This is a genomic window from Cupriavidus sp. NPDC089707 (assembly GCF_044748965.1).
In the GTDB taxonomy this organism is placed as follows: Bacteria; Pseudomonadota; Gammaproteobacteria; order Burkholderiales; family Burkholderiaceae; genus Cupriavidus.
Window position 1 is genome coordinate 373,912 of the sequence record NZ_JBIVHB010000001.1, and the last position, 23,294, is coordinate 397,205.

The 23,294-nt window shown below is 68.2% G+C and carries 22 protein-coding genes; 5 read left to right on the forward strand and 17 right to left on the reverse strand.

Annotation, left to right across the window (positions count from 1 at the left end; genetic code table 11):
• Window positions 1-77: 77 nt before the first annotated feature.
• The gene (locus ACIP1U_RS01785; protein ID WP_400310954.1) at window positions 78-272 is read right to left on the reverse strand and encodes a DUF1059 domain-containing protein; all 195 of its coding nucleotides are present in this window, start codon (window positions 270-272) and stop codon (window positions 78-80) included.
• A gap of 60 nt (window positions 273-332) precedes the next feature.
• On the reverse strand, window positions 333-1,283 hold the full coding sequence (locus ACIP1U_RS01790) for a 2-hydroxyacid dehydrogenase (protein WP_400310957.1): 951 nt from the start codon (window positions 1,281-1,283) through the stop codon (window positions 333-335).
• A gap of 162 nt (window positions 1,284-1,445) precedes the next feature.
• Between ACIP1U_RS01790 and ACIP1U_RS01795 the strand changes: the two genes are divergently transcribed.
• The gene (locus tag ACIP1U_RS01795) at window positions 1,446-2,006 is read left to right on the forward strand and encodes a nucleoside 2-deoxyribosyltransferase (protein ID WP_400310960.1); all 561 of its coding nucleotides are present in this window, start codon (window positions 1,446-1,448) and stop codon (window positions 2,004-2,006) included.
• A gap of 18 nt (window positions 2,007-2,024) precedes the next feature.
• Here ACIP1U_RS01795 and ACIP1U_RS01800 read toward each other — a convergent pair whose 3' ends face one another.
• The 7 genes from ACIP1U_RS01800 to ACIP1U_RS01830 form a co-directional block, all read right to left on the reverse strand.
• The gene (locus ACIP1U_RS01800; RefSeq protein ID WP_400310963.1) at window positions 2,025-2,654 is read right to left on the reverse strand and encodes a membrane integrity-associated transporter subunit PqiC; all 630 of its coding nucleotides are present in this window, start codon (window positions 2,652-2,654) and stop codon (window positions 2,025-2,027) included.
• A complete protein-coding gene (locus tag ACIP1U_RS01805; RefSeq protein ID WP_400310965.1) occupies window positions 2,651-4,300 on the reverse strand; it encodes an intermembrane transport protein PqiB in 1,650 nt (549 codons plus the stop codon). The genes ACIP1U_RS01800 and ACIP1U_RS01805 overlap by 4 nt, the downstream gene beginning before the upstream one ends.
• Entirely contained in the window at window positions 4,287-5,036 is a 750-nt protein-coding gene (locus ACIP1U_RS01810) for a paraquat-inducible protein A (protein ID WP_400310967.1), read from the reverse strand. The genes ACIP1U_RS01805 and ACIP1U_RS01810 overlap by 14 nt, the downstream gene beginning before the upstream one ends.
• Window positions 5,033-5,731 (reverse strand): paraquat-inducible protein A, encoded by a 699-nt coding sequence (locus ACIP1U_RS01815; protein ID WP_400310970.1) that lies wholly within the window; start codon window positions 5,729-5,731, stop codon window positions 5,033-5,035. The genes ACIP1U_RS01810 and ACIP1U_RS01815 overlap by 4 nt, the downstream gene beginning before the upstream one ends.
• 7 nt (window positions 5,732-5,738) lie before the next feature.
• Window positions 5,739-6,938 (reverse strand): AI-2E family transporter, encoded by a 1,200-nt coding sequence (locus ACIP1U_RS01820; RefSeq protein ID WP_400310972.1) that lies wholly within the window; start codon window positions 6,936-6,938, stop codon window positions 5,739-5,741.
• Window positions 6,939-7,163: 225 nt separating this feature from the next.
• Window positions 7,164-8,303, reverse strand: a complete 1,140-nt coding sequence (locus tag ACIP1U_RS01825; RefSeq protein WP_400310974.1) for an HPP family protein — start codon at window positions 8,301-8,303, stop codon at window positions 7,164-7,166.
• 194 nt (window positions 8,304-8,497) lie between these two features.
• Window positions 8,498-8,917, reverse strand: a complete 420-nt coding sequence (locus tag ACIP1U_RS01830; RefSeq protein ID WP_029047952.1) for an Lrp/AsnC family transcriptional regulator — start codon at window positions 8,915-8,917, stop codon at window positions 8,498-8,500.
• Between the two features lie 158 nt (window positions 8,918-9,075).
• On the opposite strand from ACIP1U_RS01830, the gene ACIP1U_RS01835 reads away from it, so the two are divergent.
• Window positions 9,076-9,954, forward strand: a complete 879-nt coding sequence (locus tag ACIP1U_RS01835; protein ID WP_400310978.1) for a dimethylarginine dimethylaminohydrolase family protein — start codon at window positions 9,076-9,078, stop codon at window positions 9,952-9,954.
• Between the two features lie 32 nt (window positions 9,955-9,986).
• Entirely contained in the window at window positions 9,987-11,072 is a 1,086-nt protein-coding gene (locus ACIP1U_RS01840; RefSeq protein WP_400310981.1) for an ornithine cyclodeaminase, read from the forward strand.
• 33 nt (window positions 11,073-11,105) lie between these two features.
• Here ACIP1U_RS01840 and ACIP1U_RS01845 read toward each other — a convergent pair whose 3' ends face one another.
• The 7 genes from ACIP1U_RS01845 to hutU all read right to left on the reverse strand — a co-directional run bounded on the left by ACIP1U_RS01845 (window position 11,106) and on the right by hutU (window position 21,698).
• Window positions 11,106-11,702, reverse strand: a complete 597-nt coding sequence (locus ACIP1U_RS01845; protein ID WP_400310984.1) for a helix-turn-helix domain-containing protein — start codon at window positions 11,700-11,702, stop codon at window positions 11,106-11,108.
• A gap of 476 nt (window positions 11,703-12,178) precedes the next feature.
• Complete coding sequence (locus ACIP1U_RS01850; protein WP_400310987.1) at window positions 12,179-13,507, reverse strand: sigma-54-dependent transcriptional regulator; 1,329 nt, start codon at window positions 13,505-13,507, stop codon at window positions 12,179-12,181.
• Window positions 13,497-15,449, reverse strand: coding sequence for an ATP-binding protein (locus ACIP1U_RS01855; protein ID WP_400310990.1), 1,953 nt, complete (start codon window positions 15,447-15,449; stop codon window positions 13,497-13,499). Before ACIP1U_RS01855 ends, ACIP1U_RS01850 begins: the two co-directional genes overlap by 11 nt.
• A gap of 191 nt (window positions 15,450-15,640) precedes the next feature.
• Window positions 15,641-16,954 (reverse strand): dicarboxylate/amino acid:cation symporter, encoded by a 1,314-nt coding sequence (locus tag ACIP1U_RS01860; RefSeq protein WP_400310993.1) that lies wholly within the window; start codon window positions 16,952-16,954, stop codon window positions 15,641-15,643.
• 699 nt (window positions 16,955-17,653) lie between these two features.
• A complete protein-coding gene (gene hutG / locus ACIP1U_RS01865; RefSeq protein WP_400310995.1) occupies window positions 17,654-18,622 on the reverse strand; it encodes a formimidoylglutamase in 969 nt (322 codons plus the stop codon).
• Complete coding sequence (locus tag ACIP1U_RS01870) at window positions 18,619-19,938, reverse strand: MFS transporter (RefSeq protein ID WP_400310998.1); 1,320 nt, start codon at window positions 19,936-19,938, stop codon at window positions 18,619-18,621. Before ACIP1U_RS01870 ends, hutG begins: the two co-directional genes overlap by 4 nt.
• Before the next feature lie 89 nt (window positions 19,939-20,027).
• A complete protein-coding gene (hutU, locus tag ACIP1U_RS01875) occupies window positions 20,028-21,698 on the reverse strand; it encodes a urocanate hydratase (RefSeq protein WP_400311001.1) in 1,671 nt (556 codons plus the stop codon).
• Window positions 21,699-21,943: 245 nt separating this feature from the next.
• On the opposite strand from hutU, the gene ACIP1U_RS01880 reads away from it, so the two are divergent.
• Together ACIP1U_RS01880 and ACIP1U_RS01885 are read left to right on the forward strand one after the other, a co-directional pair.
• A complete protein-coding gene (locus ACIP1U_RS01880; protein ID WP_400311004.1) occupies window positions 21,944-22,141 on the forward strand; it encodes a type II toxin-antitoxin system VapB family antitoxin in 198 nt (65 codons plus the stop codon).
• Window positions 22,138-22,509: a type II toxin-antitoxin system VapC family toxin gene (locus ACIP1U_RS01885; protein WP_400311007.1), complete on the forward strand. Its 372-nt coding sequence runs from the start codon at window positions 22,138-22,140 to the stop codon at window positions 22,507-22,509. Before ACIP1U_RS01880 ends, ACIP1U_RS01885 begins: the two co-directional genes overlap by 4 nt.
• 57 nt (window positions 22,510-22,566) lie before the next feature.
• Here ACIP1U_RS01885 and hutC read toward each other — a convergent pair whose 3' ends face one another.
• Window positions 22,567-23,283 (reverse strand): histidine utilization repressor, encoded by a 717-nt coding sequence (gene hutC, locus ACIP1U_RS01890; protein ID WP_400311010.1) that lies wholly within the window; start codon window positions 23,281-23,283, stop codon window positions 22,567-22,569.
• Between the last annotated feature and the right edge of the window lie 11 nt (window positions 23,284-23,294).

Genomic DNA, 23,294 nt, shown 5'->3' on the forward strand with positions numbered 1-23,294 from the left:
CGGTATCAGGAGCTGCGAATGAGCCCCGGCGGGGGAAGGGCCGGCACCGCGAGCGCCGGCCGCGCTTCAGGCCGACTTCATGCCGGCGGTGAGCCTTCCTTGAACAACGACTTCAACTGGGTGCGCAACTCAGGGGTGTCCTGGTGCTGGTGCACTGCGACTGCGTGCTGGACCGCGGCTTCGAGCAGTTCGTCTTCACTGTCGGCGCTCAGCGCAACCGTGCAGCCGATGTCGCTCGGGAACTCGCGGCAATCGATAAACTTGCGTCCCATGGTGCCTCCTGTCACCGGCCGCGCGGCCGGTGACTCCAGTATAGGCAGGGGGACCGGCCACTACAGCACCGGCGTCAGCACCTTGCCATCGGCCAGGAACGCATCGAGATTCTGCAGCGTCAGCGCGGTCATCGCGGCGCGGGTCTCGTGCGTGCCGCTGGCCATGTGCGGCGCGAGCACGACGTTGTCCAGCGCCAGCAGCGCGGCCGGCACCTTGGGCTCGTCCCGGAACACGTCGAGGCCGGCGCCGCCCAGGCGTCCTTCGGCCAGCGCCGCCACCAGCGCGTCTTCGTCGATCACGCTGCCGCGCGACACATTGATCAGGATGCCCTTGGGCCCGAGCGCGTCGATGATCTCGCGCGATACCAGCCCTGCGGTTTCCGGGCCGCCCACGCAGGTCACCACCAGGAAGTCGGACCACGCGGCCAGTGCCTTCAGGTCCGGCTCGAAGCGCCACGGCGCGCCGTCGCGCGGGCGGCGGTTGTTGTACGCGATCTCCATGTCGAAGCCCTGCGCGCGCCGCGCCACGATCTCGCCGATGCGGCCCAGCCCGAGGATGCCGAGCTTCTTGCCCGAGGCCCGCGTCGTCAACGGGAAGCCGCCCTGCGGCCAGCGTCCTGCGCGCACGAAGCGGTCGCCGTGGGCAATGCCGCGCGCCGCGTCGAGCAGCAGGCCGAAGGCCAGGTCGGCGACGCAGTCGTTGAGCACATCGGGTGTATTGCTGACCTGGATGCCGCGCGCGCGGGCGGCGTCCAGCGCGATGGAGTCATAGCCCACGCCGAAACTGACGATGGCCTGCAGCGCCGGCAGCGCCTCGATCAGCGCGGCGGTGCAGCCATGGCGCGCCGAGGTCACCACCACGCGCACCTGCTGGCCGTGCTCGCGCGCCCAGGCCAGCGCATCGCCCTGCTGCCACAGCGCGATGGCGCCGTACTGTTGCTGGAGCGTGGTATTGGTCAGCGGAGCGAGCGGGCCGACCTGGAGGATCTGTGGGACCTGGGGGGCGGACATGGGGCGTAGCGTGTCTCGACGGAGGGAGCGGAGATGGTAGTGCAAGCCCCCGCGTCGTGCAGGCCACGCTGGCCGCTGCGGCGCCTGTGCGCGTGCGAGCTTGTGCGATGTTCGTGCGTCGCCGGGTTATGCTGCGGCATCCCTTCCTTGACTGGCACCGCCATGAAAACCATCTACCTGGCCGGCTTCGACGTCTTCCGCAAGGACGCCATCGCCTGGGGCGAGCAACTCAAGTCGCTGTGCGCGGCACATGGCTTCACCGGCTTGTATCCGCTCGACAAGGCGGCGCCAGAAGGCATGTCGGGGCCAGACACGGCGCGCTGGATCTATGACGCCAATATCGCGCTGCTGCGCCGTGCCGACATGGTGATGGCCAACCTCGACGATTTTCGCGGGCCGGGAGAGCCGGATTCGGGCACGGCCTTCGAGGTGGGGTTTGCGGTGGCGCTGCAGAAGCCGGTATGGGGCTACAGCGCGGACCTGGGCACGGTGCACGATCGCGCCACGGCGGTGACCGACGAGGAGGGCCGGCCGCTGGATGCGCGCGGTTTCGTAGTGGAGGATTTCGGCCTGCCCAAGAACCTGATGCTGGCGTGCCCGGTGAAGCTGGTGCAGGGCGGGGCGGCGGAATGCCTGGCGGCAATGGCCGAGGCCATCCACCGGCGCGCGGCCGAAGCGGCGGCACGGCGCGAGCGCGATGCGGCGGCCTGGGGGGATGACTGACGCGGCGCGATGGTATTGCTACTGCCGCAATGCCTCCACGCCCGCCGCAATATCCTTCGCCGTGCTTGCCACGATCTCGCGATAAGCCGCCACCACGCCATCGACCTCGCCGGGCGCGGACAACTCCGCCTGCGTGCGGCCGCTGACCACCTTCCCGTCCGGAAGCCGCCGCACCGTCCAGTTGATCGTGGCCCCCGCGCGCTGCCCGACATCCGCGTCGAGCCGCAGCACTTCGGTCGTGATCCGATACAGTGGCTGCACGTCCGACAGCCCCTGCTGGTAGGTATCGACCGCGCCCAGCGTGGCCTGCAGGCGCTGCGACAACGCATCGCGCAACTCATCCGGCAGCGGCGATGACCAGCGCGCCAGGTCCAGCAGGCGCAGGCTGGCGTCATTGCCGCCGTCGCGCACCACCAGCTGTGGCCGGTTAAGGCGCTCCGGCACGCGCACCGGCGCGACTTCCAGCCACAGCGTGTTGGTCGACGGCGCCAGTGTCGCCGCAGGCGGCGTGGCGACTGCCGTGGCACCTTGCGCCAACGTGTAATAGCGCGGCTCCGGCGAGGCGCAGCCTGCCAGCACGGCAGCGCCCGTCACGCCGGCAATGGCACAGCGCGCGAGCGCGGCGGAAACGGTAAGGCGCTTCATCATTCTTTCTCCGGCTTGCCGCGCAGCAGCGCTTCGGGATGGCGTTCGAGGTAGTCGGTCAGTGTGCGCAGCGAGGTGGCGGTGCGCGTCAGCTCCTGCAGCATGCGGCGCGTGTCCTGCTGCAGCGGCGCGTCCGACGCCAGCGTGCCGTTGGCCGTGGTCAGCGTCTTGCGCGCGTCCTGCAGCGCCGCCAGCACCTGTGGCGCGACGTCGCCGTTGAGCTGCTGCACCAGCTGGTCGGCGGTGTTGAGCGTCTTGTTCAGGCTCGCCACCGTGGCGCGCAGATCCTGGCCGATCTGGTCGAACGGGATCTTGTCGATGCGGTTGACGATGTCGCCGACCTGCGCCTGCAGCTGGTCGAAGGTACCCGGCGTGGTGGCGAATTCGGGAATCGGCGCGTCCAGGTTCACGTGGGCCGGCGGCGCCTTCGGGAAGAAGTCGAGCGCCACGTACAGCTGGCCGGTGAGCAGGTTGCCGGTGCGCAGCTGCGCGCGCATGCCGCGCTTGAGCAGGCCCTCGATGATCTGGCGCGCGCGCGCGCGGTCTTCCACGTCGCGTTCGCGGAAGCCCATGCGCGACGGGTACAGCTCGACCACCACCGGCATGCGGAAGGCCTTCTTGTCGCGCTGGTATTCGATGCCGATCGAGCGCACCTGCCCCACAATCACGCCGCGGAAGTCCACCGGTGCGCCCGGCGACAGGCCGCGCACCGACTGGTCGAAGTTAAGCACGGTCAGCGTCGGCGCCAGTTCCTCGGGCTCTTTCATGGCCTCGGACTGGTCGGCAGCCAGCAGGAATTGCGTGTTTTCCGCGGCGGCGTCGGTGGCGGTGGTGCGGTCCGGCGCCTGGAACGCAACGCCCCCCAGCAGCACCGTCATCAGCGATTGCGTCGACAGCTTGAGGCCGCCGGCATCGAGCTTGAGGTCGACGCCGCTGGCATGCCAGAAGCGCGTATCGGCGGTGACCAGCTTGTCATAGGGCTTGTTGACGAACACGCGCAGCCCGATGTCGCGTCCGTTGGGCTCCAGCTGGTACGCCACCACCTGGCCCACGTGCACGCGCCGGTAGTAGACCGGCGAACCGATGTCCAGAGAGCCCAGCTCGGACGCGCGCAGCACGAACTGCTTGCCGGATGCGTCGGTGGTCACCACCGGCGGCACTTCCAGCCCCTTGAATTCGCGCGTGGCCTCGGCGGACTTGCCGGCATCGACGCCGATATAGGCGCCCGACAGCAGCGTCTCCAGCCCCGACACGCCACTGGCGGCGAAACGCGGGCGCACCACCCAGAAGCGCGTGTCGGCCACGGCGAAGTTCTCGGCGTCCTTGGTCAGGTCGATCGACGCGATCACGTGCGAACGGTCGCGCGCGAGCCGTACCGACTTGACCAGGCCGATATCGACGTCCTTGTAGCGCACCGCGGTCTTGCCCGGCGTCAGGCCCTCGGCGGTGCGGAAGCTGACGGTGATTTCCGGCCCGCGCGAGGCCAGCGTGTGCACCAGCAGCGACACGCCCACGACGGCCGCGACGATGGGGATCAGCCACACCAGCGATGGCAGCCAGCGCGCGCGGCGCCGGCGCTCGGGCCGCGGCAGGCCGGGGGGGGCGGCTGGGGCGGACGGGTTGGGCGGATGTTGTTCAGTGTCGGGCATTGTCGTCTTCCAGCGAATCCCACAGCAGGCGCGGATCGAAGCTGAGCGAGGCCAGCATGGTCAGTACCACGACCGCGCCGAAGGCCAGCGCGCCGCCGCCTGGGATGATGGTGGCCAGCGCCCCGGCCCGCACCAGCGAGGCCAGCAGCGCCACCACGAAAATATCGAGCATCGACCAGCGGCCGATCACCTCCACCAGCCCATACAACCGGGTCTGCTGCCGGATGCGCCAGGTCGCGCGGAAATGCACCGACAGCAGCAGGAAGGTGAGGATCACCATCTTCAGGAGCGGCACGATGATGCTGGCGATCAGCACCAGCACCGCCAGCATGTGCGAGCCGGACAGCCACAGGTAGATCACGCCGGACAGGATGGTGTCCTGCTGCGTGCCGAGGATCGATTGCGTGACCATCACCGGCAGCATGTTGGCCGGGATGTAGAGGATAAAGGCCGCCAGCAGGAAGGCCCAGGTGCGCGCCAGGCTGTCCGGCTTGCGGTGGTGCAGCGTGGCGCCGCAGCGCGGACAGGGTTCGCCTTCCAGCGTGCGCGGACTGACCAGGTCGCAAGCGTGGCAGGAGAGCAGGCCCAGGCGGCTGGCGGTGGGCACCTGCGGCAGCGGCGTGTGTTCGTCGTCGTCGGTGAGTTCGGCCACCACCTCGCGCGCGAGCCGGCGCGGGTGCGCCGAGCGGTCGGGGCGCGATGGCCGTGGCGGTCGCGGCGGGAGCACGTTCGTCATTGGCCTCCCTCGCCGGTACTGCCTGGCGCGCCGGCGTCATTGTCCGGCGTTTCCAGGTAGCGCCACAGGTCGCGCGGGTCGAACGAGAGCATCGCCGCCAGCACGATCACCAGCGCGGCGAATGACCACAGCGCGATGCCGGGCAGCACGCGCGCCATCGTGGACAGCTTCACCAGCGTGACCAGCACGCCGATCATGAAGACCTCGATCATGCCCCACGGCCGCGTCTGGCGGATGCCGCGCACGATACGGTCGAAGCCCATGGGCATGCGGTGCTTCGCCATCGGCACCAGCAGGTAGGTCATCATCAGCAGCTCGGACAGCGGGAACAATATGGTGGTGGCGAACACCAGCACCGCCACCAGCGCCATGTGGTCGTCGTACAGGGCCTGCACCGCGCCCAGCAGCGTGGTTTGCGTGCGCACGCCCTTGAGGTCCATCTCGACGATGGGGTAGGCGTTGGAAACCAGGAACAGGATCAGCGCGGTGATCACCAGCGGCAGCAGGCGCCGGTAATGGCGCCGGCTCTCGCGGTACAGCTCGCCGCCGCAGCGCAGGCACAGCGCGCGCTCGCCGGGCGAGATCGGGGTGCGCTCGTAGACCGCATCGCAGTATTCGCACGCCACCAGCCGGTGCAGCGCGGCGGGCGAGGTATCGGGCAAGGCGGGCGCGGGGGCGTTGTCTGGACCGGCCATCAGGCGTTCAGCCGGGGGGCTTGCCGGAGGTCGCCGGCGGCACGTCGGGATTGTCGACCACGGCGGGGACCGCAGGAGTCACCGCAGCGGGGTGCGTTACCGCGGGCACTGCCTGCGGCGCGCCGCCCGGCTTCAGGTCGTGTGCGAGGTCCTGCATCATCTCGGCCTGCGAGCCGATGGTCCAGTCGCGCAGCAGCGCATACGCCACGGCCAGCAGCGTCGGGCCGATGAACACGCCCAGGAAGCCGAATGCCAGCGCGCCGCCCAGCACGCCCAGCATGATCCAGATCAGCGGCATGCCGGTGCCCTTGCTGATCAGCAGCGGCTTGACGATGTTGTCGGCCATGCTGACCACGCCCACGCCCCAGATCACCAGGAAGATGGCCCAGCCGGTGGATCCGGTGTGGTACAGCCACAGCGCCGCCGGCAGCCACACCAGCGGCGGCCCCACCGGCACCACCGACAGGAAAAAGGTGATGAAGCCGAGGATGGCCGCGCCCGGCACGCCGGCGATCCATAGCCCGATGCCGGCCAGCACCGCCTGGATAAAGGCCGTGCCCAGCACGCCGTAGACCACGCCCTTGACGGTGCTGCCGGCCAGTTCCAGCAGGTGGTCGGCACGCTCGCCGGCAATGCGGCGCATGCCCGCGCGCAGCCAGTCGATGGCGAACTCGCCGCCGGTATAGAAGAAAAACGCCAGGATGATCGACAGCGCCAGCTGCCCCAGCCCCGCGCCGATCGACAGGCCGGCGCCGAGCAGCGCATGCCCGACCGGCGCGATCAGCTTGCGCAGGTTGGCCACCATCTCGGAATCGGCATTGATGATGCTGTCCCACGAGCCTTGCAGGTACGAACCGACATAGGGCAGGCTGCTCAGCCATTCCGGCAGCTGCGGGATACCGTGCTCCATGTAGCGGTTGACCAGCGCCGACAGCTCGTCCAGGTGCGCCGAGAAGCTGGCGCCGGCGTAGACAAAGGGGCCCAGCACGATCACCGTGGCCAAGAGCACGCAGATCAGCGCCGCCAGGCTGCGGCGGTTGCCGAGCCAGCGCGACAGCACCGTGTACGGATACCACGAGCTGTAAGCCAGGATCGCGCCCCACAGCAGCGCCGTGGTGAACGGTGCGAGCACCAGCAGCGAGCCGCCGATCAGCACGATCAGTGCAAAGACAGCAGCAATCTTCTCGATTAACTGGCCGGAACTCATTGGTAGCTCTCCCTGGGCCCGCCGGTGTGACGGAAACGGCGTAAATATAGCCTACGCCGGGGTGGGCGATGCCAAAGGGCTGCTGGAAGGGTACTTCAGGCGCCACCACCGCGGTGCGCCGGCGCAGCATGCCCCGGACGCATCCACAGTGCCATAGCTTTGTGACGTTGAACAGCGCGGCGGCCGTGCCGTCAAGGCGGGGAAAGGCGCCGGGCAGGGCTAGTCTCAGCCCGGCACTGCCATGACGCCGCTCTTGAGCAGCGCGGCAACCAGGTCGGATTGCGTCACCATGCCGATTACGCGGTGCTTGTCGTCGATCACCGGCGCATGGTGCAGACCGCCGTCGGAGAAGGCCTGCGCCAGTTCCACCATCGGCTGGTCGGGGCGGGCGGTGATCACGGCGCGCGTCATCAGGTCGCGCACCGTGCCAGCCAGCCGGCGCGCGCCGGTATCGCGCTGCGCGGCGAAGAAGTCACTCTGCGTGATGATGCCCTCGAGCCGGTTGTTTGCATCGACCACGGGCAGCGCCTTGATGCGGTGCCGCGAGAGCAGGTGGCCGGCCTCGTGCGCCGGCTGCTCCGGCCGCACCATGATGACGTCTCGCGACATGATCTCGCCGCACAGCACATTGCCGAAGTGGCGCCGGTAGGCGCGCAACTGCGCCGCCACCAGGATGGCTTCCAGGTCGTCTTCTTCGATGTCGAGGAATTCGCCGCGTGCCTGCAGCGCCGCGTCCAGGTCGGCGCGGGTAAAGCCCACGCGCTGCGTCGGCGGCACGTCCCTGGTGCCATGCTGCACCGCGGGCTCGGGCGGGCGGTGCGGGTAGCGGCGCCGCGAGAGGTTATTGAAGGCCAGCGCCATCAACAGCAGCAGCATCGAGTTGAACAGCACCGGCACCACCACGAAGCCGAAACCAAGCGCGCTGACCGCCGGGCCGCCGAATACCGCGGTGATCGCCACGGCCCCGCTGGGCGGGTGCACGCAGCGGAACTGGAACATCACGGCAATCGCCACGGCCACTGCTGTCGCGGCGGCGAGGCCCGGGTCCGGAATCCAGCGCGCGCAGGCCACGCCCACCAGTGCCGCAAACAAGTTGCCGCCGATGATCGACCACGGCTGCGCCAGTGGCGAAGACGGCACTGCGAACAGCAACACCGCCGAGGCGCCCATTGGCGCGACGAACCAGGGGTTGAAGCCGCCCAGGGTCTGGTGGCAGATCCATTCGGTGCAGAACAGGCCGAGCAGGGCGCCAATGCAGCTCTTGAGGCGCTCGTGGCGGTTGGCTGCCACCGGCAGCGGGACAAATGTGCGCAGCCATGCACGGGCGTTCTGCGCCATGGCGGAGACAGCGGGGGCGGTTGGCATTCTTGTGACGGGGGCGCTTTGGAATGGTGCACGCAATATATCACGCGGTGATATATCTGGCCGACTTTGGTGCGGCGCATCCCAAGACTGGGGCGTGCCGCACCGCACAAGGGCAAGGAGGGGCGCCTGCATGCCGTCCATCACCACCGCGCCGTCAGAAAGCGCTACTACGCCGCGGCGCTGAAGCACGTACGCTACTTGTAGGTCGACAGCAGGATGCTGGTCTCGGTGGCACTGATCCCGTCGATCAACCGTATCCGGTCCAGCGTCCGGTCAAACGCCTCCAGCGTATCCGCGCGCAGCTCCGCAATGATGTCCCAACGCCCGTTGGTGGTATGCAGCGCCTGCACGTTGGGTTCGCCCCGCAGCGCCTGCAGCACCGTGCGCGCCTTGTTTCCCTCCACCGCGATCGTCATCCACGCGCGGATCCGGTGCGCCTCGGCTTCTGGCCGCAGCCGCACGGTATAGCCGACGATCAGCCCTTCCTTTTCCAGTTTGTCGATCCGGTTCTGCACGGTCGCGCGGGACACGCGCAGCGCCTGCGCCAGCGCGGTGACCGGCGTGCGCGCGTTGTCGCGCAGCAGGGAGAGCAGCTGTTGATCGGTAGCGTCCATGGGCTTGGGAGCGTTTTGTCGATTTGCCAATGAAATCTGGCGTTTTGCTCGATGCAAGGCGCAAATTGCACACATTGCTGGCTATTAGTTAACACCAGCCTGCACCAGAATGCAATCGACTGAATTCTTTCCAGAACCCCCAAAGAAAAGGAGCCGCCGTGATCCACACCCCCACGATCCTGCTTGTCGAGCCGACCTTCTACGACGTGTCGTACAGCATCAATCCGTGGATGGACCCCGACGCCTGGGCGCGCGACCCGCGCGGCATGCACCACAACGCCACGCAGTCTTTCGACGCGCTGCGCACGGCGCTGGGCCGGGCCGGCTTCGCGGTGGAAGTGGCCGCGGGCGCCGCCGGCCTGCCCGACATGGTGTTCCCGGCAAATGCCGCCGTGGTGCTCGATGGCCGCGCACTGCTGGCACGCTTCCGCTACCCGCAGCGCCGCGGCGAAGAAGCGCCATTCGCGCAAATCTTCGGCGCGCTGCGCGAGCGCGGCCTGCTCGATGAAGTGGCATTGCTGCCCGAAGGCTGCTTCCAGGAAGGGGCGGGCGATTGCATCTGGGATGCCGGCCGCGGTCATTTCTGGGCAGGTTTCGGCCCGCGCTCGTCGCATGAAGCGGCGACTGCCGTGTCGGATTTCTTCGGCAAGGAAGTCGTGGCGCTGGAACTGGCCACCGAGCAGAGCTACCACCTCGACGTATGCTTCTGCCCGCTGTCCGGCGGCGAGATCCTCTATTATCCGCCGGCATTCAGCGAAGCGGCGCTGCGTGAGCTGCGCGCGCGGCTGCCCGCGCGCCTGCGCATCGAGGCCAGCGCGGACGACCTGCGCCACTTCAGCGTCAACGCCGTCAATCTGGACGACCAGGTGGTGATGACCCGCACCACGCCGCATCTGCGCAGGGAACTGGGCCGGCGCGGCTATCAATTGCACGAGGTCGACCTGACCCCCTTCATGCTGTCCGGCGGCGGCGCCTATTGCATGACGCTGCGGCTCGACCGCCGCAGCGGGCCCGGCATCGCCGCGGCTGCCGCCTGATGCATCCGTCATCGACAGCCAGGGAGACAATGATGAAAGAGACCGCCCGGTCGCTGTTCCTCGACGCCAACGACGTGGCCCGGCTGGTGGCCGCGGTCGGCGTGCAGCCCGCCATCGTGCAGATGGCAGAGCATATCCGCCAGGATTTCCTGCGCTGGGATGCCTTCGACAAGTCCGCCCGCCTGGCCAGCCATTCCGCGCGCGGCGTGATCGAGCTGATGCCGGTGAGCGACGGCATCCAGTACGCGTTCAAGTACGTCAACGGCCATCCGCGCAACGCGCAGCATGGCATGCCGACCGTGATGGCGTGCGGCCTGCTGGCCGAAGTGGAAACCGGCTTCCCGCTGATGCTGGCCGACCTGACGCTGGCCACCGCGCTGCGCACTGCCGCCACCTCGGCGCTGGCCGCGCAGGCGATGGCGCGGCCGGGTGTGCGCACCATGGCGCTGATCGGCAACGGCGCGCAGGCGGAGTTCCAGGTGCTTGCCTTCCACGCCATGCTGGGCGTGCGCGAGATCGCCGCCTACGATATCGACCCCGTCGCCACGGCGCGGCTGATGCGCAACCTTGCCGGGGTGCCGGGGCTGGTGATCCGCGCCGCGGAGTCTGTGCAGGCCGCGCTGGACGACGCCGACATCGTGTCCACCGTGACCGCCGACAAGACCCGCGCCACCATCCTGACGCCGGCGCAGGTGCGCCCGGGCATGCACCTGAACGCGGTTGGCGGAGATTGCCCCGGCAAGACCGAGTTGCATGCCGACATCCTGCGCCAGGCGCGCATCGTGGTGGAGTACGAACCGCAGACGCGCATCGAAGGCGAGATCCAGCAGTTGCCCGCCGATTCGCCCGTGACGGAGCTGTGGCAGGTGCTGGCCGGTGGGGCGCCGGGCCGTGTCGCGGCCGACGAAGTGACGGTGTTCGATTCCGTGGGGTTTGCGCTGGAAGACTACGCCGCGCTGCGCTGGCTCTATGCCGCCGCGCATGCCCGGCGGGCGGGCAGGGCGGTGGAGCTGGTGGCGATGCCGCCGGATCCGCGCAATCTCTTTGGCTGGATGATGGCGCAGGCCGAAGGCCGTGAGGCCGGGGTGGAACTGCAAAGGCTGGCGTCGCTGGCCTGACCGCGACGCGCTCCCCGGACGGGAGCATTCAACTCAGGCGGCGCGCCCCATCATCAGCTGGGCGCGCAGGAAGCCCTTCACCTCTTCCAGCGAGGGCGTCTTCAGAAACACCATGATGCCCCAGTGCTGCAGCGCGTCGGCCACGCCTTCATAGGCCTGGCGGTTGGTGATCACCGCAAAGATCACGTGCTGGCTGGCAAAGAAATTCTGCAGTTTCTCGATGGTGGCCGACTCGGCGTCGTTGAGTTCGTCGACGTAGTACAGCACCACGCGTGGATGCGCGCTGACCGAGGTGATGACGGTGTCGAGCACATCGTCGACCACCACGCTCTTGAGCGGCAGCCCCCACTTGGCCAGTTGGCCGTGGATGCGCTGCGCTTCCTGGTGGTTGGGGTGGAACACCACCAGGTCCAGGCCATGGGGCGCCGCGGTTTCGGGCCCGATGCGCGTCGCCAGCAGGCGATGCACGGTTTCCTTGTGGATGCGCCGGTGGCCGCCGTTGGTCTTCCAGGCGCCCAGTTCGCCGCGCTCCACCATCTTCTGGACAGTGCCCAGCGAGACATTGAGCAGTTTTGCCGCTGTACGCGTGCTGTAGTAAGGCTTTTCAGCCAGTGCCGGATCCAGTTTCATCCAATCACCCGTAGTCCTGAAGGCAGTCCGCGCCGGCCAGGCGCACGCGGTACCAGGCACCTGTGCCGCGTCTTGTCACTGCCTATGGTTGACTGACCCTGTGTCCTGGCCCGCTCCCCCGCCGGCCGGACGATTATTTATCGTCGATTTGACGTTTTTGTCATTTCCCGCAGAGTGCCCGCGCTTGGTTGCTTTGCACGTCCCGGGTCCGGATTTGCCGGAAGCCCATAATATGCCGCAAAGGTCAGGCAATCAGTAAGAAAAACTACCAATCCATCGCACTTTTGTTTTTCAACGCACACTGAGGACTGCGCAGGGCCAGTGCACACGCAGTCAGTAACTGCAGACACCGTGCTGCCCGGGTGGTTCCCGGCGCTACTGTCATCTTTGGAGCGGCCGCTGAATTCAGCGGCCGCTCCAGAATATTTGTATCACGCAATGATGCAACCCATTGCATGCAACTGGCATGACAGCCGCTACCGGTCTTGCAGGCCGTGCTTGCGCACCTTGTCGAACAGCGTGGTCTTGGCCACGCCAAGCGCCTCGCTGGCGCGGCTCAGGTTGCCGTCATGCCTGCGCATGGCATCGGCGATCAGCGCGCGCTCGAACTGCTCGACCGCCTGCGCCAGCGGCAGCGCTTCCGGGGCGGCAGTGCCCTGGCCCGGGTTGCAGCCCAGCCCGAGGACGTGGCGCTCGGCCAGGTTGCGCAGCTCGCGCACATTACCCGGCCAGGGATAGGCCACCAGCGCCGCCAGCTCGGCCGCGCTGGCGGGCACGGCCTCGCGCTCGAAGCGCAGCGCCGCCTGCGCGACGAAATGCTCGAACAATGCCGGCACGTCTTCGCGCCGCTCGCGCAGCGGCGGCAGTTCCAGCGTGATCACGTTCAGGCGGTAGTACAGGTCGGCGCGGAACTGGCCGGCATCGGACAGCACGCGCAGGTCGGCCTTGGTCGCCGCCACCACGCGCGCGTTGACCGGCACCGGCTGGTTCGAGCCGAGCCGCTCCACCACGCGCTCCTGCAGCACGCGCAGCAGCTTGATCTGCAGCGGCAACGGCATGCTCTCGATCTCGTCGAGAAACAGCGTGCCGCCTTCGGCGTGCTCGATCTTGCCGATGCGGCGGCGCGCGGCGCCGGTGAACGAGCCCGCTTCATGGCCGAAGATCTCGCTCTCGAACAGCTGTTCGGGCAGGCCGCCGCAATTGATGGCGACAAAGTGGCGTGCATGGCGCGGGCTGGCCTCGTGCAGGCAGCGGGCTACCAGTTCCTTGCCGGTGCCGGTCTCGCCGTGGATCAGCACGTTGGCGTCGGTGCCGGCGAGGTCGGCGATCAGCCGGCGCAAGCGCTCGACCGCGGGCGAATGGCCGATCAGGCGGGTTTCGAGTTTTTCGCGTCCAGCAAGGCGTTCGCGCAGTTCTGACACTTCCAGCGCGAGCCGGCGCTGCTCCAGCGCGCGGCGCGTGGCGTCGACCAGTTGCTCGGGCGAGAACGGCTTTTCCAGGAAATCGTAGGCGCCTTGCTTCATCGCCTGCACCGCCAGGCCCACGTCGCCGTGGCCGGTGATCATGATCACCGGCAGCGCGGGGTCGCGTTCGCGCAACTGCGCCAGCAGCGCCATGCCGTCCATGCCGGGCAGGCGGATGTCGCTGACCACCACGCCGGCGTAGCCGGGGTTGACCTCGCGCAGCGCCGCCTCGGCGCTGCCCACGCCGCGCGTGGCCAGCCCCTCCAGGCGCAGCGCCTGCTCGCAGCCCAGGCGCACGTCGGCATCGTCCTCGACGATCAGTACGGTCAGTTCAGCCGGCATGCCTGGGATCCTGAGGCCTGGCCTCGTGCGGCGCCAGCGGCAGCACCAGCGTGAAGCAGGCACCGCCGTCGGGGTGGTTGGCGGCGGACAGGCTGCCGCCGTTTTCGTTGAGGATACCGGCCGACAGCGTCAGGCCCAGCCCCAGCCCCTGCCCGGCGGGCTTGGTGGTGAAGAAGGGCTCGAACAGCCGTGCGAAGGCTTCCTCGGACAGCCCGGCGCCGTTGTCGCGCACGGTCAGGTGGACCATGCCGCCGGTCACGTGCGCATGCAGCGCGATGCGCGGCGCAGGCCGGCCGATGACCGCATCGAGCGCGTTGCCGAGCAGGTTGACCAGCACCTGTTCGAGCCGGTTGGGGTCGCAGACCACGGCCAGTTCGGGGTCGATGTCGCGCTGCAGCTCGGGCTGTACCGCTTCCACGCGGGTCTGCAGCAGGAACAGCGCGTTGTCGACCGCCTCGCCCAGCCGGGCCTGCCTGCGGCCGTTGCCGGACTTGCGCGCGAACGACTTGAGCGCGCCGGTGATGCGGCCCATGCGCTCGACCAGCCCGATGATGGTGTCGAGGTTGGTGCGCACGGTGGCGTAGTCGCCGCGCTCGAGGAACTTGCCGGTGTTGCCGGACAGCGTGCGCAGCGCCGCCAGGGGCTGGTTCAGCTCGTGCGCGATGCCGGTCGACATCTGGCCCACCGCGGCCAGCTTGCCAGCCTGCAGCAGGCCGTCCTGCGCCTGGCGCAGCACGGTCTCGGCGCGGATGCGCTCGGCCACCTCGGCCTGCAGCCGGTGGTTGGCGGCGGACAGGTCGGCGGTGCGTTCGGCCACCTTGCGCTCCAGCTCGCTGTTGGCCGCTTCGAGCGCGGCGCGCGCGGCCAGGCGCTCGTTGACGATGCGCCGGCGCACGTTCCAGGCCGCGCCCAGCAGCAGCACGAAGGCAGTCAGCACGCCCGCCAGCGCGGCGCTGTTGAGCGCCGCCACGCGCGCCTGCGAGGTATTGGTCAGCAGCGTCAGCTGCCAGTCGGTGCCGGGCAGGGCGGCATGCTGCGCCAGCATCGGCGGCCCGCGGCGCAGGCGCACCAGTTCGTCGCTGCTGCCGCCGTTTCCGTTCGCAAGCTTGCGCACCGAGACCAGCGTCAGCGGCGGCAGCGGCGCGCGGTTGTACTGCAGGCTGCGCCACAGCCGCTGGCGCGTCTCGTCAGACAGCGGGCGCAGCGCGGCCAGCTTCCAGGACGGGTCCGAGGCCAGGATCACCACGCCGTTCTCGTCGCTCAGCAGCATCTGGCTGTCGGCGCCCTGCCAGCGGTTTTCCAGCGGCTCCAGCCCGATCTTGACCACCGCCACGCCGGCCGGGTTGTCGCGCTCGCCCAGCGGCGCCGACAGGTAGTAGCCGGATTCGCCGCGCGTGGTGCCGACGCCGTAGAAGCGGCCGAGCTGGCCCTCCATGGCGGCCTGGAAGTAGGGGCGGAAGCTGAGGTCCTCGCCCAGGTAGCTGTCGGGGCGCTGCCAGTTGCTGGTGGCCAGCACCTTGCCGTGGGCGTCCAGCACATAGACCACACGCGTGCCGGCGCGGGCATTGAGCGAGGTCAGGTATTCGTTGGCGCGGGCCACGCGCGCGGCGTCGTCCGGGCGCAGCAGCAGTCCGGAGATGCGCTCGTCCAGCGACAGCAGGCCAGGCACGTAGTCGTAGTGCGCCAGCTCGCTTTCCAGCGCCTGCGTGTACAGGCGCAGCTGCACCTGGCCGCGCTCGGCCTGGCGCGCCAGCGCGTTGTCGTAGCTGTAGCGGTAGCCGAGCGCGCCGGCCAGCCCGATCAGCACGGCCAGCGCCAGCAACGCCAGCAGCGGCGCGGCGCTGCGCAGGCCGTGCGGCAGGCGCGAGGGCGTGGCGGGTGTGGCGGCGGGCGCGTGCGGGATATCGTCGGGAGCGCCGGGAGGGTGGAGCGGACCGGTCATCAGGAAGTCGGGTCAGGCAAGGGCGAAGCGGCCGCGCCGGCGGGACAGTGATCCATGGCAGTCTTTTCGGGGACCAGGGCGGCGCGGGTGCCTACTTTTACCACACCGGCGCGACGGTGCCCGCGCGATGGATGCAAAAAGGCCCGGTTGCCTTGTCGGCAACCGGGCCCTGGCACGCCTGGCGGACTGTGTTACTTGCCCGCCACGGCCTGGACCGATGCCAGGCTGGTGGTGGTATCCGCGACGACGGGTTCATCCTCGTCGGACAGTACCGGCGCGCCGATGGCGCCTTCGCTTTTGGCGACGACAGCGGTGGCAATGGCATTGCCGAGCACATTGGTCACGGTGCGACCCATGTCGAGTACGTGGTCGATGCCCAGCACCAGCAGGATGCCGGCCTCCGGCAGGCCGAACATCGGCAGCACGGCGGCGACCACCACCAGCGAGGCGCGCGGCACGCCGGCGATGCCCTTGCTGGTGACAAGCAGGACCAGCAGCATGGTGATCTGCTGGCTCAGCGACAGCTCGATGCCATACACCTGGGCCACGAACAGCGCGGCGAACGAGGTGTACATGATCGAGCCGTCCAGGTTGAACGAATAGCCCAGCGGCAGCACAAAGTTGGTGATGCGCTCCTTGACGCCGAAGCGGGTCAGCTGGTCGATCACCTTCGGGTAGGCCGATTCACTGCTGGCGGTGGCGAAACCGATCATCAGCGGCGCGCGCATCTGCTTGAGCAGGCGGAACACGTCACGGCCCAGGAAGTAGTAGCCGCCGGCGATCAGCGCCACCCACAGCAGCGCCAGCGCCAGGTACAGGCTGCCAATCAGCTTCGCGTACACGACCAGCACACCCAGGCCCTGCGCGGCGATCACCGCCGCGATCGCGCCAAACACGCCCACCGGCGCGAATGCCATCACGTAGTTGGTGACCTTCAGCATCACGTGGCCCAGGCCCTCGATGCCTTCCAGCACCGGCTTGCCCACGCCGTCCTTGACCGTGCCCAGGGCGAAGCCGAAGAACAGCGAGAACACCACGATCTGCAGGATTTCGTTGTGCGCCATCGCCTCGGCGAAGCTCTTGGGGAACATGTGCGCGATGAAGTCGCGCAGGTTCAGCGCGCCGGTCTTCAGGTTCGAAGTGGCGTCCGCCGCCGGCAGCGGCAGGTTCATGCCGTGGCCAGGCTGCAGCACGTTGGCCATCACCAGGCCAAGCAGCAGCGAGGTGATCGAGGCGCCGATAAACCACATCATCGCCTTCGTGCCGATGCGGCCGACGGCGCGGCCGTCGCCCATGCTGGCGATGCCGGCCACCAGCGTGGCGAACACCAGCGGCGCGATGATCATCTTGATCATCCGCAGGAAGATGTCGGTCAGGATGGACAGGTGGTTCGCAATCGATTTCGCGGTGGCGGCGTCCGGCGCCATGTTGTGCACGGCGGTGCCGACCAGCACGCCTAGCAGCATCGCAATGAAGATCAGGGTGGGCAGTCGATTCAGTTTCATCGTGGATCAGGCCTGTGCGTCCGTTCCCCGCAGGCAGGGTCGGACGTCGGTATTGCGGGATGGCTGGAGGGCTTTGGAGGGCGCCGCACCGGCCATGCGGATTTTTTTCAGCGCGGCAACAGGTGCCAGCGGGTCGCCTGGGCGGCGAGAGGGGGGATGGGCAAGGCGGGGTCAGTCATGTGTTTCCTCCTTTGTTTTTTGGCGAGGCCGGCATGTTGGAAAACGTGCCGGCCGACCTGTCTGGGCGCTGTAAGCGGCGGCCTATATTGCACGCGGCGTGCCAGGCGACAGGGCTCGCTCTGGCTATGCAACCCGTTGAATTAAAAGGAGAAATTGAAGTGACGCCGGCGCACTGTTCGGGGATCCGGATGGGCGGCGGGGAGGGGCGTTCGGGAATCCGAACGGCGGTGTAGGTGTAAACCCGGGATTTTGAGGGGGCTGGAGGCGCTTGAGGAGGGGGTTGCCGCCGGTTTGCTCCCCTCTCCCGCGCGCGGGAGAGGGGCTGGGGGAGAGGGCAGGAGGGTCAAAGGCTGACGCCCGTGGGTTAGAACCGAGGGCCTTGCTTGATGTGGTGCCTAGCTAGACCACCCCTCACCCCAACCCTCTCCCCTGAGGGGAGAGGGAGAACACCTTGCTTAGGCTAGTTCGGGCGGCTCGGGCGCATCTTGCTTTGGCCAGTTCGTGCGTTTGGTGCTGCCGTTACCCACCCAGCAGCCTGTAGCACAACCTTGCCGCCACCCGCGCCCCACACCCATCCCGGTCATACAGCGGATTGAATTCCGCGATATCCGCCACGCGCAGCTTGCCGCTGTCGCGCAGCCGCGTGGCGATGGCTTCCACCACCGGCAACGGCACGCCGTAGGCGGCCGGCGCCGACACGCCGGGCATCACTGCCGCGGGCAGCACATCGAGGTCGATCGTCAGGTAGACATGGTCGGCCTCCGCGACCCATTCATCCAGCGCGGCCAGCCGTGCGTCAAGGTGGCGCTCCTGCAGGTCCACATCCTCGACATAGCGCACCCCGAGCGTACTGGCGCGGGCGAACAGCGCGGCCGTATTGCCGAGCCGGCTCACGCCCAGGCAGGCGTAGTCGAAGCGCAGGCCGCGGCGCTGGCAGTCGATGGCGATCTGGTCGAAGGGCGTGCCCGAGCTGGCGGGCCGGCTGCCGCGCAGGTCGAAATGCGCATCAAGGTTGACCACCAGCACGCGGCCGCGGTCGCCGTGCGCGTCCAGGTGCGTGCGCAGGCCTTGCCACGTGCCCCAAGCCACCTCGTGGCCGCCGCCAAGCACCAGCGGCCACGCGCCCACCGCCAGCTCGGCGGCGACGGCCTGGCCCAGCCGCTGCTGCGCGTCTTCCAGCGCATCGCCCTCGCAATGGATATCGCCGCCGTCGATCAGGCGGCCGATGCCGTGCGCCGGCACGCCCGCCAGCGCGCGGCGAATCTCGCGCGGCCCGCCGGCGGCGCCGGGGCGGCCCTGGTTGCGCAGCACGCCGGCATCGCAGCAGAAGCCCAGCAGCACCGGCACGCCCGGCGTGCGCGGCGCATCCGCAGTGTGGCAGCCGGCGACGATGTCGAACAGGCGGCGCGTATCGCCTGCCTCGCCGGCATCGCGCCGGCCGCGCCAGACCGTGTCGCCGGCCTGCGCGAGTTCGGCCAGGTCGCTCATTTCAGCCGGCGCCCCAGGGTTTCAGGCACCATCGCCAGGCCGATCAGCGAGACCAGGCCGCAGCCGATCACGTACAGCGCCGGCGCATTGGCGTCACCGGTGATCTGGATCAGGCGGGTCGAGAAGTACTGCGCAAAGCCACCGAAGATCGCAATCGCCACGCAATAGGCGATGGAGAGGCCGGTAGCGCGCAGGCGCTGCGGCAGCACCTCGCTGACCAGTACCATCGACGCCGGTGCGGTCATCGACATCGGCACCGACAGGCAGCCCACCACCAGCAGCAGGCGTGCGAGCGACGGTTCTGCGTTGATGAGCACGAACGCCGGGTAGATCATCACCAGCAGCGCCACGCGCGACCACAGCACCACGGTCTTGCGGCCGATGCGGTCAGCGAGCCAGCCTGCGAACGGCGACAGCACCACCTGCACCAGCGCCGCGATGCACGCGGCCCAGATGCTCAGCGACAGCGGCATCTTCAGCACGCTCACGGCATAGTTGCTGATGTAGTAGACGACGATGTAGGTGGACGAGGCCAGCCCGATCATCAGCAGGATGCTGGCAAGGACCTCGCGGGCGTGCGCACGCAGCAGCGGCCATTGCGCGGGGTGCTCGCCGTGGCGCGCGGGCGCGGCGGTCTCTTCCAGCCGGCGGCGGATCAGCAGGCCGACGGGAATCACCAGGATGCCGATCAGGAAGGCCAGGCGCCAGCCCCACGCTTCCAGGTCGGCCGGCGCCAGCACATTGCTCAGCACCAGTCCGGTGATCGCGCCCAGCAGCGCCGCCAGGCCCTGGCTGAACGGCTGCCAGGCGGTATAGAAGCCGCGCGTGCGGTCATCGGCGTATTCCAGCAGCAGCGCGGTGGAAGCGCCCATCTCGCCGCCGATGGCGAAGCCCTGCACCAGCCGGGCGATCACCACCATGATCGGCGCGAGGATACCGATCTGCGCGTACGGCGGCGTGACCACAAAGATCAGCGAACTCAGGCCCATCAGCCACAGCGTCAGCGCCACCGCCGGCTTGCGCCCGGCGCGGTCGGCGTACATGCCGATCAGCAGGCCGCCGAGCGGACGCATCAGGAAGCCGACGCCAAAGGTGGCGAACGACATCAGCAGCTGGCCGGTGGGGTTGTCGACAGGGAAGTAGAGCCGGCCGATCAGCGTGGCAAAGAAGCTGTAGACCACGAAATCGTAGAACTCGAGGCCATTGCCGATGGTGATGGCGGCAATGGCGCGCGTGCGCGACAGGGCTGGGGTGTGGGCGCCCGCCTGGGCGCCGGCTACACCATCGTAGGCGGGCGCAGTGGTATTGGATGGCATGCGGTTGTCTCCTGTAGGAATGCGTTGGTTTGCTCCCCTCTCCCACGCCAGTGGGAGAGGGGAGCAAACACTGGGTTCTTGAACGCTGGTCAGTCGCGCAGCATCGGCAGGTCCAGCCCCTGCTCGCGCGCGCAGTCGACGGCGATCTGGTAGCCGGCGTCGGCATGGCGCATCACGCCGGTGGCGGGGTCGTTGTGCAGCACGCGGGCGATGCGCGCGGCGGCTTCATCGGTGCCATCGCACACGATCACCACGCCGGAATGCTGCGAGAAGCCCATGCCCACGCCGCCGCCGTGGTGCAGCGAGACCCAGGTGGCGCCACTGGCGGTGTTCAGCAGCGCGTTCAGCAGCGGCCAGTCGGACACGGCGTCGGAGCCGTCCTGCATGGCTTCGGTCTCGCGGTTGGGGCTGGCGACCGAGCCCGAGTCCAGGTGGTCGCGGCCGATCACGACCGGCGCCGACAGCTCGCCGCTGCGGACCATCTCGTTGAACGCCAGGCCCAGCTTGGCCCGCAGTCCCAGGCCGACCCAGCAGATCCGCGCCGGCAGGCCCTGGAAGCTGATGCGCTCGCGCGCCATGTCGAGCCAGCGGTGCAGGTGCTCGTCATCGGGAATCAGTTCCTTGACCTTGGCGTCGGTCTTGTAGATGTCCTGCGGATCGCCCGACAGCGCGGCCCAGCGGAACGGGCCGATGCCGCGGCAGAACAGCGGGCGGATATAGGCGGGCACGAAACCGGGGAAATCAAAGGCGTTGGCCACGCCTTCTTCCTTGGCCATCTGGCGGATGTTGTTGCCGTAGTCAAAGGTCGGCACGCCCAGCTTCTGGAACGCCAGCATGGCTTGCACATGCGCGGCCATCGAGGCCTTGGCGGCCTTCACCACCACGGCCGGCTCGCGCTGCGCGCGCTCGCGGTATTCGTCCCAGGTCCAGCCTGCCGGCAGGTAGCCATTGAGCGGGTCGTGCGCGCTGGTCTGGTCGGTGACCATGTCGGGCCGCACGCCGCGGCGCACCAGTTCGGGCAGCACTTCGGCGGCGTTGGCGCACAGCGCGATCGAGATGGCCTTGCCTTGCGACGTGTAGCGGTCGATGCGGGCCAGCGCGTCGTCCAGGTCGGTGGCCTGTTCGTCCACGTAGCGGGTCTTCAGGCGGAAGTCGATACGGCTTTGCTGGCATTCGATATTAAGCGAGCAGGCGCCGGCCAGCGTCGCAGCCAGCGGCTGCGCGCCGCCCATGCCGCCCAGGCCCGCGGTCAGCACCCAGCGGCCCTTCAGGTCGCCGTTGTAGTGCTGGCGGCCGGCTTCGACGAAGGTTTCATACGTGCCCTGCACGATGCCCTGGCTGCCGATGTAGATCCAGCTGCCGGCGGTCATCTGGCCGTACATGGCCAGGCCCTTGGCGTCGAGTTCGTTGAAGTGTTCCCAGTTGGCCCAGTGGGGGACCAGGTTGGAGTTGGCGATCAGCACGCGGGGAGCGTCGCGGTGGGTCTGGAACACGCCGACCGGCTTGCCGGACTGGACCAGCAGGGTCTGGTCGTCTTCCAGGCGGGTCAGGGCTTCGACGATGCGGTCGTAGCACTCCCAGTTGCGGGCGGCGCGCCCGATGCCGCCGTAGACCACCAGTTCCTTCGGGTTCTCCGCGACCTCGGGGTCGAGGTTGTTCATCAGCATGCGCAGCGGGGCTTCGGTCAGCCAGCTCTTGGCGGTGAGTTTGGTGCCGCGCGGGGCGCGGATCTCGGTGTCGCGGAAGCGGGTGGTGGTCATTGGGACGGGCTCCTTCGGTGTCTCTGTGCTTTGCCTTGAGGTGTCGCTTTTTTTGGGCGACGCATAGGCATGTATATTCTTGTATATACAGGTACGGATGTATCGGGGTTATCCCGTAGTTGCTGCGCGATGTGGCATTGGGGCCGCCTGGTTGGTCGCCAATCGGCGCACATTCAGGTGAGCACGGATTTAGGCATTAAATGATGCTAAAATCCATGCCGTAAACCCAGCCGAGGAGGTTTTCCATGCGCACTACACTTGCCCTGGACGATGATTTGCTGCTCAAGGCCCAGGCGCTGACTGGCCTGTCGGAAAAATCCTCGCTCGTGCGCGAAGCGCTGCGGGCACTGATCGAGCGGGAAAGCGCCCGCCGCCTGAGCCGTCTCGGGGGTACTGAACCGGACCTGGAGTCCGCGCCGCGCCGCCGCCCGGAGCCGGCATGATCCTGGTCGACACTTCGGTATGGATCGACCATCTGCGTTCCGGCGACGCGGCACTGGCAGCCCTGCTCGACGCCAGCCGTGTCCTGGTGCATCCGTTTGTGATCGGCGAGATCGCGCTGGGCAGCCTGCGGCAGCGTGACCTGGTGCTGGACGCTTTGCGGGATTTGCCAGGCGCCGTCGTGGCGACAGACGACGAAGTCGACCGGATGATCGGTGACCAGAAGTTGTACGGAATCGGAATTGGCTACGTGGATGCGCATCTGCTGGCCGCCACCCGATTGACGCCTGGCAGTGCGCTATGGACGCGGGATCGCCGCCTGCTCGCGGTCACCGAGCGTTTGGGGCTGGCCGCGCGGCCCGTGCACTAACCTGCGTTGCGGCCGAAACCGCGGCACAGGATACGGACCGACGTTCTTCGGGGCGGCCTATGAAGTGAACCGACCTTCCAACCGATGCAACGACCCCGGATGCACCAGCCGGACCGAGGTCACGACCCTTCCTGCTGACCATGTCCGTCTCCGGATCAGCAGGCAAGGCTCACCCTGGTCGATATTCAGCAACGCACACTCACCCGGATGCGCCAGCACGGCCTCCACAACGTGCTCGCCTTCAGTCAGCGGCGCGACGCGCGTCAGGTATTGGTAAGGCGTTTCACGCGTGAAGTCCTGCTCCAGATAATCCGGCGCAACCAAGGCATTGACATAGCGATCCTCCAACTGAATCGCTACATCATCTTCGTAATGAACAATCACGGAGTGAAACACGCGCTGATCCAGCGGCACATCCAGCGCTGCAGCCTGCGCCGCGCCGGCGCGTTCTTCCTGCACGCTGATCACGCGCGCATGATGCCGATGCCCCCGCGCCGCAATGTCATCCGCAATATTGTTGACCGCATACAGCGCCGTCCGCAGCTTGGGCTCGGCAACAAACGTCCCCACGCCCTGCAGCCGCACCAGCATCCCCTCCGCAGTCAGCTCGCGCAGCGCCCGATGCACTGTCATGCGGCTGACGCCCAGCGCTTCGACCAGCTCAGCCTCGGAGGGCACGCGATGGTGAGGCGGCCAGCTGCCGTCAGCAATCCTGCTGCTGATGTGTTGCTTGACGCGCGCATAGAGCGGCGCCGGCGTGGATTCGAGCGGCAACGGTTTCCCCC

Excerpts from the sequence above, each read along its gene's own strand:
- ACIP1U_RS01815 (WP_400310970.1), bottom strand. The coding sequence starts at position 5,731 with ATGGCCGGTCCAGACAACGCCCCCGCGCCCGCCTTGCCCGATACCTCG.
- ACIP1U_RS01820 (WP_400310972.1), bottom strand. The coding sequence starts at position 6,938 with ATGAGTTCCGGCCAGTTAATCGAGAAGATTGCTGCTGTCTTTGCACTG.
- ACIP1U_RS01800 (WP_400310963.1), bottom strand. The coding sequence starts at position 2,654 with ATGATGAAGCGCCTTACCGTTTCCGCCGCGCTCGCGCGCTGTGCCATT.
- ACIP1U_RS01840 (WP_400310981.1), top strand. The coding sequence starts at position 9,987 with ATGAAAGAGACCGCCCGGTCGCTGTTCCTCGACGCCAACGACGTGGCC.
- ACIP1U_RS01855 (WP_400310990.1), bottom strand. The coding sequence starts at position 15,449 with ATGACCGGTCCGCTCCACCCTCCCGGCGCTCCCGACGATATCCCGCAC.
- ACIP1U_RS01870 (WP_400310998.1), bottom strand. The coding sequence starts at position 19,938 with ATGCCATCCAATACCACTGCGCCCGCCTACGATGGTGTAGCCGGCGCC.
- ACIP1U_RS01880 (WP_400311004.1), top strand. The coding sequence starts at position 21,944 with ATGCGCACTACACTTGCCCTGGACGATGATTTGCTGCTCAAGGCCCAG.
- ACIP1U_RS01860 (WP_400310993.1), bottom strand. The coding sequence starts at position 16,954 with ATGAAACTGAATCGACTGCCCACCCTGATCTTCATTGCGATGCTGCTA.
- ACIP1U_RS01825 (WP_400310974.1), bottom strand. The coding sequence starts at position 8,303 with ATGCCAACCGCCCCCGCTGTCTCCGCCATGGCGCAGAACGCCCGTGCA.
- ACIP1U_RS01850 (WP_400310987.1), bottom strand. The coding sequence starts at position 13,507 with ATGCCGGCTGAACTGACCGTACTGATCGTCGAGGACGATGCCGACGTG.
- ACIP1U_RS01790 (WP_400310957.1), bottom strand. The coding sequence starts at position 1,283 with ATGTCCGCCCCCCAGGTCCCACAGATCCTCCAGGTCGGCCCGCTCGCT.
- ACIP1U_RS01885 (WP_400311007.1), top strand. The coding sequence starts at position 22,138 with ATGATCCTGGTCGACACTTCGGTATGGATCGACCATCTGCGTTCCGGC.
- ACIP1U_RS01845 (WP_400310984.1), bottom strand. The coding sequence starts at position 11,702 with ATGAAACTGGATCCGGCACTGGCTGAAAAGCCTTACTACAGCACGCGT.
- ACIP1U_RS01830 (WP_029047952.1), bottom strand. The coding sequence starts at position 8,917 with ATGGACGCTACCGATCAACAGCTGCTCTCCCTGCTGCGCGACAACGCG.
- ACIP1U_RS01795 (WP_400310960.1), top strand. The coding sequence starts at position 1,446 with ATGAAAACCATCTACCTGGCCGGCTTCGACGTCTTCCGCAAGGACGCC.
- hutG (WP_400310995.1), bottom strand. The coding sequence starts at position 18,622 with ATGAGCGACCTGGCCGAACTCGCGCAGGCCGGCGACACGGTCTGGCGC.
- hutU (WP_400311001.1), bottom strand. The coding sequence starts at position 21,698 with ATGACCACCACCCGCTTCCGCGACACCGAGATCCGCGCCCCGCGCGGC.
- ACIP1U_RS01805 (WP_400310965.1), bottom strand. The coding sequence starts at position 4,300 with ATGCCCGACACTGAACAACATCCGCCCAACCCGTCCGCCCCAGCCGCC.
- ACIP1U_RS01785 (WP_400310954.1), bottom strand. The coding sequence starts at position 272 with ATGGGACGCAAGTTTATCGATTGCCGCGAGTTCCCGAGCGACATCGGC.
- ACIP1U_RS01810 (WP_400310967.1), bottom strand. The coding sequence starts at position 5,036 with ATGACGAACGTGCTCCCGCCGCGACCGCCACGGCCATCGCGCCCCGAC.